General features: G+C 61.0%; 13 protein-coding genes. 7 read left to right on the top strand and 6 right to left on the bottom strand.

Features of this window, described 5'->3' with window-relative positions; genetic code table 11:
- Positions 1-6: 6 nt before the first annotated feature.
- From ABZ728_RS16110 to ABZ728_RS16120, 3 genes are read right to left on the bottom strand one after another with little or no spacing between them, the layout of a single operon-like run.
- A complete protein-coding gene (locus tag ABZ728_RS16110) occupies positions 7-300 on the bottom strand; it encodes an AzlD domain-containing protein (RefSeq protein ID WP_366657262.1) in 294 nt (97 codons plus the stop codon).
- The gene (locus tag ABZ728_RS16115) at positions 297-1,028 is read right to left on the bottom strand and encodes an AzlC family ABC transporter permease (RefSeq protein WP_366657263.1); all 732 of its coding nucleotides are present in this window, start codon (positions 1,026-1,028) and stop codon (positions 297-299) included. The genes ABZ728_RS16110 and ABZ728_RS16115 overlap by 4 nt, the downstream gene beginning before the upstream one ends.
- A gap of 46 nt (positions 1,029-1,074) precedes the next feature.
- Positions 1,075-1,935 (bottom strand): AraC family transcriptional regulator, encoded by an 861-nt coding sequence (locus ABZ728_RS16120; protein WP_366657264.1) that lies wholly within the window; start codon positions 1,933-1,935, stop codon positions 1,075-1,077.
- Between the two features lie 90 nt (positions 1,936-2,025).
- Here ABZ728_RS16120 and ABZ728_RS16125 point away from each other — a divergent pair, with 90 nt between their 5' ends.
- The 6 genes from ABZ728_RS16125 to ABZ728_RS16150 all read left to right on the top strand — a co-directional run bounded on the left by ABZ728_RS16125 (position 2,026) and on the right by ABZ728_RS16150 (position 11,169).
- Positions 2,026-2,835 carry an alpha/beta hydrolase gene (locus ABZ728_RS16125; protein ID WP_366657265.1) on the top strand — a complete coding sequence of 270 codons (810 nt, stop codon included), beginning with the start codon at positions 2,026-2,028 and terminating at the stop codon, positions 2,833-2,835.
- A 115-nt stretch (positions 2,836-2,950) separates the two neighbouring features.
- Positions 2,951-4,876 (top strand): glycosyltransferase, encoded by a 1,926-nt coding sequence (locus ABZ728_RS16130; protein WP_366657266.1) that lies wholly within the window; start codon positions 2,951-2,953, stop codon positions 4,874-4,876.
- A 71-nt stretch (positions 4,877-4,947) separates the two neighbouring features.
- Positions 4,948-6,402, top strand: a complete 1,455-nt coding sequence (locus tag ABZ728_RS16135; protein WP_366657267.1) for an HlyD family efflux transporter periplasmic adaptor subunit — start codon at positions 4,948-4,950, stop codon at positions 6,400-6,402.
- A 116-nt stretch (positions 6,403-6,518) separates the two neighbouring features.
- Positions 6,519-7,634 (top strand): alginate lyase family protein, encoded by a 1,116-nt coding sequence (locus ABZ728_RS16140; RefSeq protein ID WP_366657268.1) that lies wholly within the window; start codon positions 6,519-6,521, stop codon positions 7,632-7,634.
- Positions 7,635-7,696: 62 nt separating this feature from the next.
- Positions 7,697-9,988: a hypothetical protein gene (locus ABZ728_RS16145; protein ID WP_366657269.1), complete on the top strand. Its 2,292-nt coding sequence runs from the start codon at positions 7,697-7,699 to the stop codon at positions 9,986-9,988.
- Positions 9,989-10,026: 38 nt separating this feature from the next.
- Positions 10,027-11,169 (top strand): hypothetical protein, encoded by a 1,143-nt coding sequence (locus ABZ728_RS16150; protein ID WP_366657270.1) that lies wholly within the window; start codon positions 10,027-10,029, stop codon positions 11,167-11,169.
- A 21-nt stretch (positions 11,170-11,190) separates the two neighbouring features.
- Here ABZ728_RS16150 and ABZ728_RS16155 read toward each other — a convergent pair whose 3' ends face one another.
- The 3 genes from ABZ728_RS16155 to ABZ728_RS16165 all read right to left on the bottom strand — a co-directional run bounded on the left by ABZ728_RS16155 (position 11,191) and on the right by ABZ728_RS16165 (position 15,235).
- Positions 11,191-12,354 carry an iron-containing alcohol dehydrogenase gene (locus ABZ728_RS16155; RefSeq protein WP_366657271.1) on the bottom strand — a complete coding sequence of 388 codons (1,164 nt, stop codon included), beginning with the start codon at positions 12,352-12,354 and terminating at the stop codon, positions 11,191-11,193.
- 41 nt (positions 12,355-12,395) lie between these two features.
- Positions 12,396-13,778 (bottom strand): aldehyde dehydrogenase family protein, encoded by a 1,383-nt coding sequence (locus ABZ728_RS16160; protein ID WP_366657272.1) that lies wholly within the window; start codon positions 13,776-13,778, stop codon positions 12,396-12,398.
- Between the two features lie 77 nt (positions 13,779-13,855).
- The gene (locus tag ABZ728_RS16165; protein WP_366657273.1) at positions 13,856-15,235 is read right to left on the bottom strand and encodes a glutamine synthetase; all 1,380 of its coding nucleotides are present in this window, start codon (positions 15,233-15,235) and stop codon (positions 13,856-13,858) included.
- 417 nt (positions 15,236-15,652) lie between these two features.
- Here ABZ728_RS16165 and ABZ728_RS16170 point away from each other — a divergent pair, with 417 nt between their 5' ends.
- Positions 15,653-16,762: an HPP family protein gene (locus ABZ728_RS16170; protein WP_366657274.1), complete on the top strand. Its 1,110-nt coding sequence runs from the start codon at positions 15,653-15,655 to the stop codon at positions 16,760-16,762.
- Positions 16,763-16,772: the final 10 nt, after the last annotated feature.

The following is a 16,772-nucleotide window of genomic DNA, read 5'->3' on the forward strand; positions in this document are numbered from 1 at the left end:
TGCGGGCTACCCCAGTACCGCGCGCAATGCGACCACCGCGACAACGCCGATCGCCACGACGGCGATGATCGGCAGGCGCAGGGCCGCCAGCGCGGCAAGAGCGGCGGCGATCATCTCCGCCGGCCCGCCCAGCAGCACCGCCGGCGCGACAACGGCGGTCAGGACGGCCGCCGGGACCGCCTCCAGCCCCGCCGCCAATCGGCCGCGCGGTCGAAAGCCGTCCAGCGCCACGAATCCGATGACGCGGGTCGCATATGTAACGGCCGCCATGATGGCGATCAGCAGCAATGTCGCGTTCATGCCCTTTCCTCCTCCGCGCCAGCGGCGGGCGCATATTCCTCGCTCCCGGCCGGCGCGATCATGGCCACGGCAATGCCGGCCATCGCGCCGGCCAGAATTGACAGCGCTCCCGGCACCAACAGATGCACCACCGTTGCCGCAACCGCGCTGGCAACGACCGGCAGAACCGCCGACGCCGAACCGACGAACGACACGATCAGCGCGATAAAGATGGCGGTAAAGGCAAAGTCGAAGCCAAGCGCGGCCGGATCGGCGATGACAGCCCCGATTGCCGTGCCCAGCCCGGTGAACAGCAGCCAACTGGTATAAAGCACGACGGCAAGCCCGAAATAATAGGACAGGCTCAACCGGCCGGACCGCGCGCGCCGCTCGGCCAGCGCCCAGATCTCGTCGGCCATGAAGAACGCCGCGATCAGCCGATGACGCCGCGGGACGGTTTGCAGCGACCGCGCCAGCGATGCCCCCATCAGCACATGGCGGGCATTGACCAGCAGAACCGACGCCGCAATGCCCAGCCACGGCAGGGGGTCGTTCCACAGCGAAACCGCCACGAACTGCGACGATCCGGCAAAGACCAGGCCCGACATCGCAAGCACGTCGACCAGCGTCAATCCCTTGTCTGCCGCCACGCTGCCCAGCAGCAGCCCAAAAGGTGCGACGCCGAGTGCGACCGGCAGCATCAATCCGGCCGCCTCGCCGAAGTCGCGCGTGCTGTCATTCGTCGTCATTGCGATACCCGTTCTGTCTGGCGCTTTGGAAAAGGTTTGGCGGTCGCTATGCACTCGGCCGATAGCGGCCGGGCGTGACGCCGACCCGGGCCTTGAACGCCCTGTTGAGGTGGCTCTGGTCGTAGAATCCGCAGGCGGTCGCGGCGTCGGCCAGGTCGGCGCCATGGCGCAACAACCGGCGGGCCGTCCGGACCCGAAGGTCGAGCAGATAGGCATGGGGCGTCAACCCGACATGGGCTTTGAAGGCGCGGATCAGATGATAGCGCGTCAACCCCGCGACCGCCGCCAGATCGCCCAGATCGATGTCCGATGCCATGTGCTCGTGGATATAGTCGCGCGCCCGACGGATCGCCATGGGCTCCCGGCCGACGGGAATGGCCGATCCGATATGGCCGTAGCGCCGGAGCACGTCGCCGTAGACGCCGATCAGCCGGCTGTCGGCCTCCAGTGTCGGGGTACCGGCATCCTCGGCCGCGCGATGGGCGGCGACGAATGCCGCCGCCAGTTCCGGGTCGTCGAACAATGGCCCGTCGCAATAGGGAGTATCGACGCGCCGCGCGAAGACCTCCGACGCGATATCGGCGATCAGGGCGCGGTCCGGATAGGTCATTCGGTAGACATAGCCCGTATCGGCCGGCTCGCCGTCATGCACCTCCTCCGGGTTGACGATGGTCAGTGCGCCGGGACCAGCATAGTGCCGGACACCACGGCACCGGAAGGTCTCGCACCCATGGGTGATGACGCCGATGACATAGGTTTCGTGGGTATGGGGCGCATAGCGATGGCGCCGGAAGCTGGCCCGCAGGCACTCCAGGCCGTTATGCCGGGGCACGCGCCACAGCGTGGCCGCCTCGTCGCGCGACAGGCAACTGGTGTCCAGTACGGAGGCTTGTGAACCAGGCATCATGGCGGCATCCTATGCGGGATCGGCCGCCCGCGTCTTGGACAGAATTGCTGTTTCGGATGGGTCGACCGTAATTCTGTCAGCGTGAGGGTCATGCGCACCGTGACCACCATCGCCCTCGGCGCACTCGCCGTCTATCTGCTGCTACTGGGTGGCCTTTTCGGGTGCCAGAGGCAGATGATGTATATGCCGATTGGCAATCTGCCGGCGCCGGCCGACGTCGGATTGCCCCGGGCCAACCTCCTGACCGCCCGGACAAGTGACGGGCTGGAACTGATCTCGTGGCACGTACCGGCACTTGATGATGAGCGGCCGACAATCGTCCTGTTTCAGGGCAATGCGGGCAATATTTCCCACCGCGCCTTCATCGCCAAGGCACTGGCCGAGGCCGGCTATGGCGTCGTTCTGGCCGGCTACCGGGGCTATGGCGGCAATCCGGGGTCGCCCGGCGAGCCGGGTCTGCTGGCCGATGGTCGCGCGCTGCTTGACGTTCTGGCCGAGCGCGGCGTCAGTGCCGAGAGTACCGCCCTGATGGGCGAGTCGCTCGGATCGGGCGTGGCCGTGCGCCTGGCTTCGGAACGGCCGGTCGCCGCCGTCATTCTGATTTCGCCATTCACCTCGGCCGTCGATGTCGCCGCCCGGCACTATCCGATCTTTCCCGTCCGGCTGCTGATGACCGACAGGTTCGACAATCTTGGCCCGATCCGTGAGATCGACGCCCCGTTGCTCGTCGTTCACGGCGATGCCGACACGATCGTCCCGACGGAACTGGGATGGCGCCTGTTCGATGCGGCGTCCGACCCCAAGTCGCTGGAAATCATCCCCGGCGCCGGCCACAACGACATTTATCAGTATGGGGCGCTAGAGCGAGTGCTGGCGTTTCTCCGGAGGCTGCAAGATTGATGATGCGCACATCGCTGTTGACATTTACCTACAATCGTGCGTATTTTAATTTCTTTTAATTGATATTGTCTTTGCCTGGCGAATTGGCCACCTCGCGAAGAGCGCCGGGATGCGAATGAGCGAAAGTGCCTCGATACATCGTGCAAAGGAAAAAACCGTGAAAGTCAATCCGACTTTCGCGCCTCCTCTTCATAATATATTATTCGGTATTATATACATATCTATTGCAATATTAGTTGCTATTCATCTTCCACCAGGCACCTTCGATCCAGAATCTCAGATCTTCATCTTTGTGATCGGTGCAATAGGTATATGGCGATATAGCTGGTGGCTTATTCATCTTGTTCGCTCTGTCATATATCGAATTCACACGTTTCCGAATATAAAGAGGAAAGCGCTACATAATAATCACACTCCGAAAGAAATATTTATCCTGGTTACGTCATATCGAATCGATCCCATACACACGTGCCAAGTATATTCATCAATCATAGAAAATTGCATTAGCTGCAATATACCAACGACGATTTATGCTTCTGTGAGCGACAGATCTGATGTCGATATACTCTCGAACATCATTGAGCAATCGAATCCTCCGAGTTGGCTGAAGATCCGCTACATGTTTCAGCGTGGTGACGGAAAGCGCTCTGCCATGGCCGAAGTGCTGCGCGCCATTTCAAGAACGATCCCGCAGAAAGACTCTCTGGTCGTGTTCATGGATGGAGATATCCTTCTCACTCCGAACACATTGAACAGATCAATCCCCTATTTTCATGACCCCCAGCTCGGTGCCCTCACGGTAAACAATCGAGCGATCGTCGATGGCGGCCCCGTAACGCGCGAGTGGTACGATCTGCGATACGCTCAACGTCACATGCTAATGTGCTCCATGGCTCTTTCCGAGCGCGTCCTCGTTCTCACCGGCCGATACAGCGTGATAAGGGGCGATCTTGCGACGGATCGCAGCTTCATCGAACAGATTGAAGCCGATTATGTCGATCATTGGCGCTTCGGACGGCTCCAGTTCCTGAGTGGTGACGACAAATCAACCTGGTACTGGCTGCTTCGGCGGGGCTGGAAGATGCTCTATTTGCCGGATGTCGAAGTTCATGGCTTTGAAAAGCTGCCGGAACCGAGGCGGTTTGTCGCGTCATCGACCAGCCTCATGCGCCGATGGTACGGCAACATGCTTCGCACGAATGGACGGGCAATCGCGCTCGGTCCCCGCCCGATGGGCCTGTTCATCTGGTGGTGCATCGTCGATCAACGATTGTCAGTCTGGACGGGACTGATCGGCCCGACGGTCGCAATACTGCTGACCATCTTCATCAGACCGTCGTTCCTGCTGTTTTACGTGTTCTGGGTCATGATGACACGTCTGACAGCCAGCCTGATCCTCGGCGCCCAACGTGGACGCATGAGCTTTTATTGGCCAGTCCTTCTTTATTACGGTCAGGTCGTCGGCGCCTTGATCAAAGGATACGTCAGCTTTCGCCGCAATCAGCAAAGCTGGACACGCCAGGGCATCACCGCAGGCCATGCTTCGGCGCCTTCGGGCCGGAACTGGCCGCACCGCGTGTCGCTCATTCTTCATTGCGGCGGATTGGCAGCCTTTGTCTACGGCGCACTGTTGCTGCTTCAGATACTGCCGGCGCCACTGGATCGCTCGGCGATGGCGTCCATGAGTTTCGAGACGGAATCCGGGTTGAATGACGATTGGTGGATCGCTCCGATCATCAGACGGAGCGGAAGGGGCGCGTCGATCGAATTGGCCAACGACACGTTGCATATCGGCCAGATCACTCTCGACGCCATTGCGTTCACCGGAACGGCAGCATTTGTGGGTCAGGGCCGTGATTCCGTCGTCGATATGTCTGCCTCATCAGCGCCGTCACCCGAAGAACCGGGTGGCGAGGTCGTGCGGCAATACTGTGAACATGGGACGCAGTCATGCCGGATCGCCCTGGGCGACAACAGCGTCGTTACTGTAATCAACGCCACACTGATATCCGCCCCGTCAACGGTCGACCAGCTACCCTGATTTTCTCTCTGAATGCAGACGAGCCCGGCAAGTACCTGCCCAGGGCCCACCACTGACCGAGGTGATGGTTTATGGACGAATCTAGCGCTCAATTTAATCACGTCAAACGTGAAGTGCGTCAATTCGTTCGTATTGCACCGCCGATTGTCGTCGTTCAAGGCGGACACGCATTTGTCGGTCAGGATGTTTCAATCGGCGGTTTCTGCGTCCAGGCGGACAAGAACGGACAGTTCCCCGAGGACGGGCTTAGCGAGATCCGCTTTGTCCTGAATGGCTTTCATGTCGCCATCGTCGTTTCGGCCAGATCGGTGTGGCGCGATGCTGAAGGCAGCCAAGCCGGCTATTTGATTACTTTTGTGGAGGCTGGCCAAAAGGAAACCTTCCAGCGATTGATCCGCACCCATCTTTCAGGGCATCGACTGGAGATCGAGCAGGCTGTCGTTAGCGAGGATGAACAAGCGCCCCCGCGGCGACACGCCATTCGCGTTGAAACGACGAAAAACCGCTCGCTCACTAGTATCGCGGGATATTCTGCAACCGGGTTCATCGTAGTATTCCTCCTGATCGCGATCGCCAGCAGTGTCTACGGGCGCGTCATGACAGTAAGCGCTGAATTCGCAACTGTAACGGCACCAGCGATCGCCGTGCGAGCACCTGCTGCCGGCTTGATTTCGGACCATCAACTGGAGCCCGGTCAAACCGTCAGTCGGGACGATCCGCTAATGCGCATCGTCGACAGCGACCTGGACAGCCGCATCGCCCTCTCCGATGCGGCCCTCGAGTTCAATAGCCGTTTGGCGGAGAATCTTGAGGCTCGGCTGAACTCAGGCGATAGCAATGGCGCGTCAATGATTTCTGCGCTCGATCCGGCCTCGGTGGACCTTTCCTCCCCCGGACGCTTCGAGCAATTGAATCGCTCCGAAGCTCGGGAAAGACTTGAGGCATTCCGGATTTCCAGAGACTATGAACAGTCTCGGGTCGCGGCGCTGAGACTGCGCCAGGCGGCAAACACCCTCACCGCACCTTGCGCCTGCCTGGTACGATGGGTGCTGCCGGGCGGCAGTTGGGTGAATCAAGGTGAAGAGCTGCTTCGCCTGGCTGACGCGAATTCGAGCAACCTTCTGATTGAAGCCATTGTCCCGATTTCGGCAACCGAACGCATTGCTCCTCAGCAACAGGCCAGGATCTATCTTCCCAACCAGACCGCCCCCCTTTCAGGACGGGTTGTCGGCATCGATTTCGACCGTGTCGGCTCGCCCCGCATGGGCTTTCCCGACTGGGTTTCGCATGATGAAAGCATAGCTCACGTCACGATCGTTGCCGACACTCCCATTTCCACGGCCGAAATTGGCCGCCCGGTGGACGTCGTCATCCTCAGGAATGGATCGGTCGGGCAAGCTCTGGGCGCTGCTGCTAGCGCAACATCCGGATTCGTCCGCGAACAATGGACCCGGATTGCCGGACTTTTCGGCGAACCTGAGTCGCCGGCCACGCCCTCCCGCCGACAGGACATTTTTGTTCCCTGACCCGAGTCCGATAGTAGGCAATGTGTGGAAGAGAGAATATGGGGCCCGACCATCATTCCGGCATCGCCGCCTGTATCACCTGCTTCGTCGCGTTATGGGTGGGAATTGCTTCGGGAATGACGACGGAAGAACGCGCCCGGCTTGATCTTTCCGGCTATGTCGTGACCGACCCGGATGCTTCGTTCATGAATGTCGCTGAGCGGATGGATCTCCTGCGGCGAACGGACAATTACCTGCTACGGAATACGGCCGATGAACTGGTCCTTCGCACCAACTGCCAGCGCGCCGCAGCCATCCCGGCATTGGATTTTCAGATACGTCTGCCCAATTACTACCCCGACCCGGACTTGCTGCAGGAACTCTCGCAACCCCTTTCGATCTTCGAAGAGACGGTCAGCGACCTCGCCGGAGCGTTTGTGGCAAGCGGGGATCCGTACTATGCCGACTGCCTCGTTGATCTGCTGTTTCGGTTGGCCGAAAGTGGCGCCTTTGAAAACTTTTACTACGCTCCGGAGAGTCCGCAGGCCTGGTACGTGACTGAAGCGAGCCTGTTCGCAGCTGCGTTGAATTATTCACTGGTAAGGCAGGTGCACCCGATCGCTTCCAGCAAGGCGACTGTAATAGAGGAATGGTTGGCCAGAAGTGCTCGCCGTCATAGAAACATAGCAGGTCGCGCCGACGGCTCCTGTTGCAATCATCGTCTCTATCGTCGGGGATTATACAGCACCGCCATCGGCATATTGGTGGACGACAACGCGCTTTTTCAATTCGGGGTTAGCACATTATATTCCGCCTTGTCCCAAATGGAGCCGGACGGATCTCTTCCGCTCGAATTGGCTAGGGGAGATCGCGCGTTTCATTACCATAATTACTCCCTTCTATACCTTACACCAATCGCACATTTGATCGAACGCCAAGGTTACTCAGCATTTGATTTGTACGTAGATAATAATAATATTATGCGTATTTACGAATACACTATAAGCTCGATATATGATAATCATCATAATAATTTTGACCAAAATACGGACAATAACTTTTCTTTCATACGAAATGAAAGATATTTAGCTTGGATTGAAATTTATTTATTTCATTTTGAAAATGAATTCTTAGAAGAGTTAATCATGACAAATAGACCTCTATTTAACAGAAGCATGATTGGTAATGTGACTTTATATTTCATGGATCCAGAATCACAATTCACATATGAAAACGAAAATAATATTCAGTAATCGGATAAAAAAATAACACATATTCAGTTTTTATTAAAGTTAATGGCTCCTCCATGAAATCTATGACCACACAGTTCCGGATCAAATTGGCATCCACCCTTCTATTGATATTTCTCGGCGCATGCGGCCTGCCTTCCGAGAAGCGGCACGGGCTGGTGGAAGCCGGGGTTGCGGCATCGGAACTGCAGATGCTCGAACCCGCGCGCCAGTATCGATTGAGCGCCGCGTCAGAGGCCTTGCGAGACGAAGCGCAACGTCTGTGGGACGAAGGTCACTTCGATCAGGCCAGTATGATATGGACCGAACTTGCCCGAAACGGCGTGCCGCACGGCCAATATGGCCTGGCAAGGGCGCTACGCCTCGGACGTGGCATCACGCAAGATGCGCAGCGTGCCGCGGCGCTGTTCGCCGAATCTGCTTCGATTTCATCCTCGGTGCGCGCCGGAGCCCAGCACAACCTCGCCGACATGATCCTGACTGGAGAGATCGACGGAAATGATCAACTGGCGACGGAACTGCTGCGCGCGGCTGCCGATACTGGACGCATTGAGGCACTGAGGGACCTGGGACTTCTATTGATCCAATCAGATGCCGTCGAAATGCGCCTCGAAGGCCAGGAGAATTTGAACCGGGCCGCCGACCGTGGCGACACCCGCGCCATGCTCGGCCTGTCGGACGCGCTTGGCGATAATGGCCGGTTGCCATCGTCTCCCGCTCAGGCGCAGCAGTGGCAAGCCCGGGCGCTCTCAGCCTTGCAGACGCGAGCGGCGGCAGGCGACGCAGACGCGGCTTACGAATTGGCCGATTTCTATCTCGACCCCCAGTCGGATCACTATCGTCCGACCGAAGGGCTTCGACTGCTTCGACAGGCCGCGACACCGGCCAGAGTATACGCGCTGACACGACTCGGGGGAGCCCTGCTCCAAGGGCTCCATGTCGAACGAAACCGCGTTGAGGCCGATCGATATCTGCTGGAAGCCAAAAGCTTGGGAGATGCCCGCGCCGCGAGATTGCTCGGGGATGATATGATCGCCACTGGCCGCGATCCCGTGACCGGCGCGCAGCATCTCAGATGGGCGGCGGAACGAGGCGACGCGACAGCCATGGCCCTGCTGGGGCGCTCCATACTGGCTGAACACCCTCCCCATGGCGAAACATCCGAGGCAGCGGCATGGCTGGAACGGGCTGAAAGTGCCGGACATCCGTCCGCAGCCGAAGATCTGGCATATCTCAGCCTTGAAACGCCTGCTTCGCGCTATCCCGCAGAAGAAGCCATCAGCAGGCTTCGCGGATATGCCGAAAGCGGTGACCGCAATGCCATGCTGACCCTTGCCCGAACCTACAGAGACGGTGCGCCCGATGTGGCCGTCGATAGGGAAGCCGCCGAACGCTGGTTCGATCAAGCAGGCGACACCGAGTCCATTGCTGCCATGTGGTTCAGTGCCGGCCAGAACGCGTCCGGCGAAGCGGCCGCGGCACTTTACCGAAAGGCGGCCGTACGGGGGCACGTCGCCGGCGCGGCTGCCCTTGGCCGTGGCATTATTGACGGCGACTTCGCAGGCACACAATCCGAAGGTGAGGATTGGTTGCGGGAAGCCGCCAATCGCGGACACCAATCCGCGCAAGCAGCACTGGCACGGCTGGCTGAGACGGCAGAAGATGGGGCAGCCGAAGAATTGACGAAGCAGGGATTGCGCCTGATCTCCGAAGAGAGTGGCCATGCGCTGGAACGGGGCCGCGACCAGCTGGCGCGCGCCTCCCGGACGGGGGACCTCTCCGCCACAGCAGCGCTCGGCCAGTCGCTCATCCTTCAGGCACCGCACGACCTGGACAGGGGTTACGATCTGCTGGCCCAAGCTTCTGAAGAAGGCCGCACGTCGGAGAGCATCGAAACGGCCTGGTCAATCCTGTCGGCGACACCAGACGCCCACGCCGCCGGCCTTGCCGTATCGCTTCTGCACCGAGCCATCGAGGCTGGCGAGCGATCGGCCGCCTACCGGCTCGGGATCGCGTATCGGGACGGTATCGGTATTTCCGCCGATGCTGATGCTGCAAGCTGGTATCTTGAGCAGGCCGCCGATCGCGGCCATGGCGGCGCGATGTCGGCAATCGCGCGCACGATCCTCGCTGATGCGACATCGTCCGACGAAGAAATCCACCGGGCGATCGCGCTGCTCGCCGATGCTGCGCGCCAGGGACATGAAGGGGCCTTCGGTCATCTGGCCGAGACCTATCTGAGATTCAGTGGTGTTGATCATGTCGATAGAGAAGTGGCCGAAAGCTGGCTGCGAGATAACCTTGAGGCACCGCGCGACACGACGATCCAGACGCTGGTTGATTTGATGACGAACTGACGCACTCGAAAAACACGGGCCTGTTCATGGAGAAAATCATGGGGTTACCGCATCAGTGCCGGATTTCCGTCCAGCTACTGACTGCAGCAGTTCTCCTGTTGCTGGCTGCTCCCGGCGCCAAAGCTGATGACGGATCCGATTCAGAAGCAATCCAGGACGCGCTCGACCGCACCCGAAATGGGGGCACTGTACACCTCAATGCGAGGGAGTACCGCCTGACCTCGCCGCTTCGACTTCAGCACGACAACGCCACGCTGATCGGACAAGGGCCAGAGCAGACCATTCTGTACGCGGATTTCGAAGGAGACGACATCGGCGTCATCGAAATCCACGGGCAACTGATGCGCGATACAACGCCGTCGAATTGTGTCGCGCTGCATGGGGATCGACGTTCGAGCGACGACCAACTGGAGACGGATGTGGCCCTGGCCGCTCGGCACTCCGGGTCGTCACTGGCGATCCGTGCCAGGAACACCGAGGATTTTCTCCAATCGATCGGCTCGCAGGTCTGGAACGAAGAGTATCCCATGATCCGGCAAACTCTGGTTATCGCCGATGCTATTGACAGCAAATTCATCCAACTGGATCGGCCTTTGGGGTTGGACGTTCCTGACGGGGCTCGGGTCTGCCCGATCGACCTCGTCGAAGACGTCATCCTGCGCGACCTGACGATAGTCTATGACGCTGGCTTTCAACCCGATCCAACGGAATACGAGAACACCGCCCCGACAAACCGTGTCGACGGCGTATCCATCCAGGGCGCATTGCGGCCCCGGATCGAGAATGTCACCGTGTACAATGCCGGGCGCCACCCCTTCAACCTCGACAATGTTCTCGATGCCCGCCTGCGAGCGGTGTCAGCGTTCGGCGCCTACAACAAGGGTGCCGGTGGCAACGGCTATTTCCGTCTCGCACGGACCTATCACAGCCGGATCGACGGTCTCGTCGCACGCGGATTGCGACATCTTGCGATCCAGTGGTCCAGCTACGGCAATTCTCTGGCCGGCGTTGACAGCGATACGGACATCAACTTCCATGGAGGGCATGTCCGGAACAACCAGGTCATCGTCGATTCTCTGACCATACGTCCCGGTCATCCCTGGGGGGAGGTCTTCGTAACGCCCGACGACGCGGATTGGGCGCCGCCCGACGGACCAGGCAATGTTGTCGTACACCGTTGACCGATCCGGGAGCGACGGTGGTCAGTCGAGACGACCTTCGGATGCACGCTGATAGAGGTCCAGGGCGACGGCTTCGGTAACCTCGATCGGGTTGCCGCCGGCGGTTGGATCGTGCGGGGCCATGGCGGCCATGGTCTCGAAGTCACCGATGCCGGGCTTCAGGTCCGCCAGCGTGTGCGGTACGCCCAGATTGGCCCGCAGTTCCAGAATATGAGCCAGATAGGCATCAAAGCTCGGCTCCAGTCCCAGGAATGCCGCGAGGCGCGAGATCTTGTCCTCGATCGCCGGCCGGTTCAGACGCAGCACATAGGGCATGAACACGGCGTTGGTCATGCCGTGATGGGTGTCATGGATGGCGCCCAGCGGATGCGACACGGCATGGATCGCGCCCAGCCCCTTTTGGAAGGCGACCGATCCCATGGCGGCGGCGGACATCATATGGCTCCGGCCCTCGATATCTGTCGGATCGGCGGCCACACGCGGCAGGGCGTCGTTGACCAGGCGCAGGCCTTCCACGGCGATGCCTTCGGCCATCGGATGATAGCTGGGCGCGCAATAGGCCTCCAGGCAATGGGCCAGCGCGTCCATGCCCGTGCCGATCGTGATCGCGGTCGGCATGCCCACGGTCAGTTCGGGGTCGCAGATGGTGACGGCCGGCATCATCTTCGGGTGGAAGATCACCTTTTTCGTATGGGTGTCTTCCCGGGTAATGACGCCGGCGCGCCCGACCTCGGAACCGGTTCCGGCGGTTGTCGGCACGGCGACGATGGGCAGGATGCCGGCCGCATCGGCGCGGGTCCACCAGTCGCCGATATCCTCGAAATCCCAGATTGGACGAGACTGGCCCGCCATGAAGGCGACCACCTTGCCGACATCCAGCGCCGAACCGCCGCCGAACGCCACCACGCCGTCATGACCGCCCGCCTTCAGCGCCGCAACGCCGGCATCGACATTGGCGCCAACGGGGTTGCCCTGAACGTCGGAGAACACGGCCGCACCGAGCCCCGCCGCCCGCAAGGCATCGACCGCCGCCCCGACCATTGGCAGGTCGGCAAGCACGCGGTCTGTAACCAGCAACGGCGCCTTCATGCCCGCCGCACGGCAGGCGTCGGGCAATTCGGCGATCCGGCCGGCGCCGAAGCGGATCGCGGTCGGGAAGGTCCAGTTTCCACGCAGTGTCGGCATTGCGGTACTCGTCCAATCCAGTCAGTGGGTGCGGCGCGCCGTCAGATCGAGCGCAGATGATAGCTCTTGGGCCGGGTCAGCATCTCGAACCCGATCACCGACATCGATGCCCCGCGTCCGGTGTCCTTGACGCCGGTCCAGGCCAGACCCGGATCGACATAGTCACAGCGGTTCATGAACACCGTGCCGGTTTCGATATCGCGGCCGAGCCGTTCGGCGGCGTCCGTGTCGCTCGTCCAGATCGACGCGGTCAGGCCATAGGGGCTGTCGTTCATCATGGCGACCGCCTCGGCGTCGTCCTTGACCTTCATGATGCCGACCACCGGGCCGAAGCTTTCGTCGCGCATGACCGTCATGGAATGATCCACATCCGTCAACACCTGGGGCAGCAGATAGGGCGTCCCCTCCCGGGAGGCCGCGAACCGGGCAGGATCGATCCAGGCCCTGGCGCCCTTCGCCACGGCCTCGGCGGTCTGGGCACGGACGACATCGGCGAACCGCGTCGCGGCCATGGGGCCGAGCGTCGTCGCCTCGTCCAGCGGATTTCCAAGGGTATAGTCGCCGGTCTGAGCGACGAACGCCTCCACGAACCGGTCATAGAGGCTTTCGTGCACATAGACCCGCTCGATGCCGCAGCAGCACTGACCGGCGTTATAAAACGCACCATCCACCAGATTGGCGACCGTGGCATCGAAATTGGCATCGGGGCGGACATAGGCGGGATCCTTGCCGCCGAGTTCGAGGCCCATCGAGGTGAACGTCCCGCCACATGCCTTCGAAATCGCCCGGCCGCCAGCGACCGATCCGGTGAAATTGACGTGATCGACCGACCCCGTGGACAGGATCCTTGCGGCGGCGTCGTGGTCAAGCACCAGATGCTGGAACAGTCCCGCCGGAAGCCCGGCCTTGTCCGCCGCCATCTGAAAGCGATCGCCGACCAGGATCGTCTGCTGGGCGTGTTTCAGGATGACCGCATTGCCGGCCAGCAGCGCCGGCGCGACCGTGTTGATCGTCGTGATATACGGGTAGTTCCATGGCGCCACGACGAAAACGATGCCGGCCGGCTCGCGGGCGATATAGCGGCGGAAGCCGTCCATCGGTTTGGGCACGACGGGCGCCAGCGCCTCGTCGGCGATATCGACCATATAGCGGATGCGTTCCTCGAATGGCCCGAACTCGCCGCCATAGCGCACCGGGCGCCCCATTTGCAGGGCCATCTCCGGTACAATCTCGTCCTTCATCGACTTCATTGCATCGAGGAATCGCAGCAAGGCAGCCTTGCGTTCGGCCAACGGCACCTGACGCCATTCCTTCTGGGCGCGGCGCGCACTGGCCAGCGCCGCCTCGATTTCCGAAGCCGAAGCGGCAGGACGCCGGGCGACTTCCCGGCCATCAACGGGGGAAACGCAGACGATTTCTGACATTTTTCTGTACTCTCTCTTGCCACTCGACCTTGAGACGGGGCGCCGGCCGTCAGGCCGCCACGCCGGATTCTGATTCGTCAAATGATCTCGAAATAGCGGGCCATTTCCCAATCGGTGATAGCCCGCCGGAACTCCCGTTCCTCCCATTGCCGTGTGGCGGCAAAATGGTCGACGAAGCCGTCGCCGAACAACATTCTCGCCGGCTCGGACGCCTTCAGCCGGTCGGCCGCTTCCATCAACGTGCGCGGCAAGGCACGGGTGGCGGGCAGCGATTTCTCGTAAGCATTGCCCTCGATCGGATCGCCCGGCTCGATACGGTTCTCGATGCCCCATAGGCCGGACCCGATCGCCGCGGCAAGCGCGATGTGCGGATTGATGTCGGCCGCCGAAATCCGGTACTCGACGCGCTGCGATTTCGGAGAACCGGGGATCACCCGCAGCGCGGTCGTCCGGTTTTCCACGCCCCAGGCGGCATCGGTCGGCGCCCAGAAGCCGGGGATCAGGCGGGTATAGCTGTTGACCGTCGATGCGACCATCGACAGCAGTTCCGGCATCAGCGCCTGCTGTCCACCGACGAACCATCGCATGGCGTCCGACATCCGATACGGCTTGTCGGCGTCGTGAAAAGCCGATGCGCCGGTTTCCTTATCGGTCAGCGACAGATGCAGATGCCCGGATTGGCCCGGCCAGTCCGGCGACCACTTCGCCATGAAGGTCGCCATCCACCCCTGCCGCTGGGCCAGAATTTTGGTAAAGGTCTTGAACAGGGCCGCATTGTCGGCGGCGGTCAGCGCGTCGGTCACCGTCAGGGCCGCCTCCAGGACGCCTGGTCCGGTCTCGGTGTGCAGGCCCTCCAGTTCCATATCCATCGCCCGGCAGGTGGCGAGCAGATCCTCGTAGAATTCCGCATGCACGCCGGCGCGCAGCATCGAATAGCCGAAAAAGCCCGGCGTGATGGTGCGCAGATTGCGGTACCCCTTTTCGCGAATCGAGTGGGGCGTCTCGTCGAACACAAAGAACTCGAATTCCGCCGCCGCGGCGACGTCATAGCCCATCGACGCCGCCCGATCGAGTACCCGGCGCAGGACACCGCGCGGACACACACTTTCGTAGACGCCGGTGAATTCGCCCAGAACCAGTGGAAGATCGTCCTCGAACGGGATCAGCCGCGTCGTTTCGGGCAAGAGGCGCAGGCCGGCATCCTCATACCCGTTGTGCCAACCGGCAACGGAAACATTATCGTAAAGCTGGTCGTTATTGTCCCAGCCAAGGACGACATTGCAGAATCCGAAGCCTTTCTCCAGCGACCCCTCGAACTTCTTCCGGCTCATATATTTGCCGCGGAAGATACCATCGACATCGAACGCCCCGACCTTGACATGGGGCAGATCCCGCTCGCGCAGCAACGCGAGAAGGTCCTCGGCATTCGTGGGGGCTCTCCGGTCCGACGGGCTCATGGGTCGGCTCTCCTCAGTCATTGTCCCTCGGCGCTAGGCCAGCCCGAGACGACCACAGCGCGGGCTCGGCGTCCAGCGGACAATGCCGCTTCTGGTCGGGGCCGGACCGCCCTTGACGCCCCGGTGACGCTCCTGCCTCCGATTAGGCGCCCCACCGCCGTTGCGCATTGGCGTCATTCTCGCTATCCTGACCGAACAGGGGTCGGCAAGTGTCGGCCTCTTTGAACGAGTGCATTCGCGCCTAATCATCCAAAGCGACCAGGCTCATTTCCCGGCGCCCGCCTGAAAAACACTCGAATTCCCGAAATTCACGATCTGGATATTAAAGCTCAATTACAAATGTCGAATATCTTATTGGCTGCGCGCAGCAGAACATTACTGACAATTTATCGAAGATTACAAGCCTTCGGGCCGGTCATGGGGCAACCAAAGGGGTTCGAGCCGGCACGCGCTGCGGTCGGCGCAGGTTTGGCGCTCGTTTTGTGTGGCCTTATCCTGATCGGTGCGGATACGGTGTTTCGCGACGGCCTCGATTTGTGGCTGATCGCCCCCCTGGGCGCGTCGGCATTTCTGATCTTCGCCGTACCGAATTCACCATTGGCCCAGCCCTGGTCGGTCATCGTCGGCAATGGCGCGTCGGCTGGCGTCGCGGTAACCATCATTCTTCTCGACATCCCGATTGAAATCGCAGCCGGGCTGGCCGTCGCCGGGGCCATGGTGCTGATGGCCCTCTGCCGCGCCCTTCATCCGCCGGGGGCCGCCGTGGCGTTGTCTGCGATTCTCGCCGCGCCGGAGGTCGCCGATCTTGGATACAAGTTCGTTCTGACGCCGGTTCTCGTCGATTCGGCCATTCTTGTTGGACTCGGCATTGGGTATAACCGCCTGACCGGCCGCAAATATCCGTTTCGGCAACCGAACCCGCGAAACAGCCATGCGACAGCCGATCGGGCCCCCGATCGTCGTCTCGGGCTCGGGCCGGAGGAATTGTCCTCGATCCTGTCGCACCATAACCTGTCGCCGAATATCGGCGCGGAAGATTTCGGACGGGTGCTGGCGGCGGCTGAGAAAGAAGCGGCCCGCCGCCATTTCGACGGGCTGACCTGCAGCGATGTGATGTCGCGCGACGTCGTCTCTGTCGGGCGCGACGCGCCGCTTGTTCAGGTGGCCGACCTGTTTCGCCGCCATCGCTTCAAGACATTGCCGGTCCTGGGCGAGCAGGACCGTCTTTGTGGCATCATCACCCAGAACGATTTCATCCAGCGCGGATGGCCGAACGGCCATCGGCACAAAGAGCCCCGGGCCGAAGACATCATGACCGTCAGACCGATCAGCGTCGCACCGGCCGATGGGATCGGCGTCCTCGTCACGCTGCTTGCCGATGACGGCGTACAGGCCGCCCCAGTGGTCGAGGTCGGGATCGGGGGCGAGGCCGGGGGCGACCGTCTGGTCGGCATCGTCACGCGCTCCGACCTGCTCGCCGTCCTGGCGCGCCGTACGATCCTGGCGGGCAAGACTGCCGCCGCCTGATTGGGCTCTG

The organism is Fodinicurvata sp. EGI_FJ10296 (genome assembly GCF_040712075.1).
Classification (GTDB): Bacteria; Pseudomonadota; Alphaproteobacteria; order DSM-16000; family Inquilinaceae; genus JBFCVL01.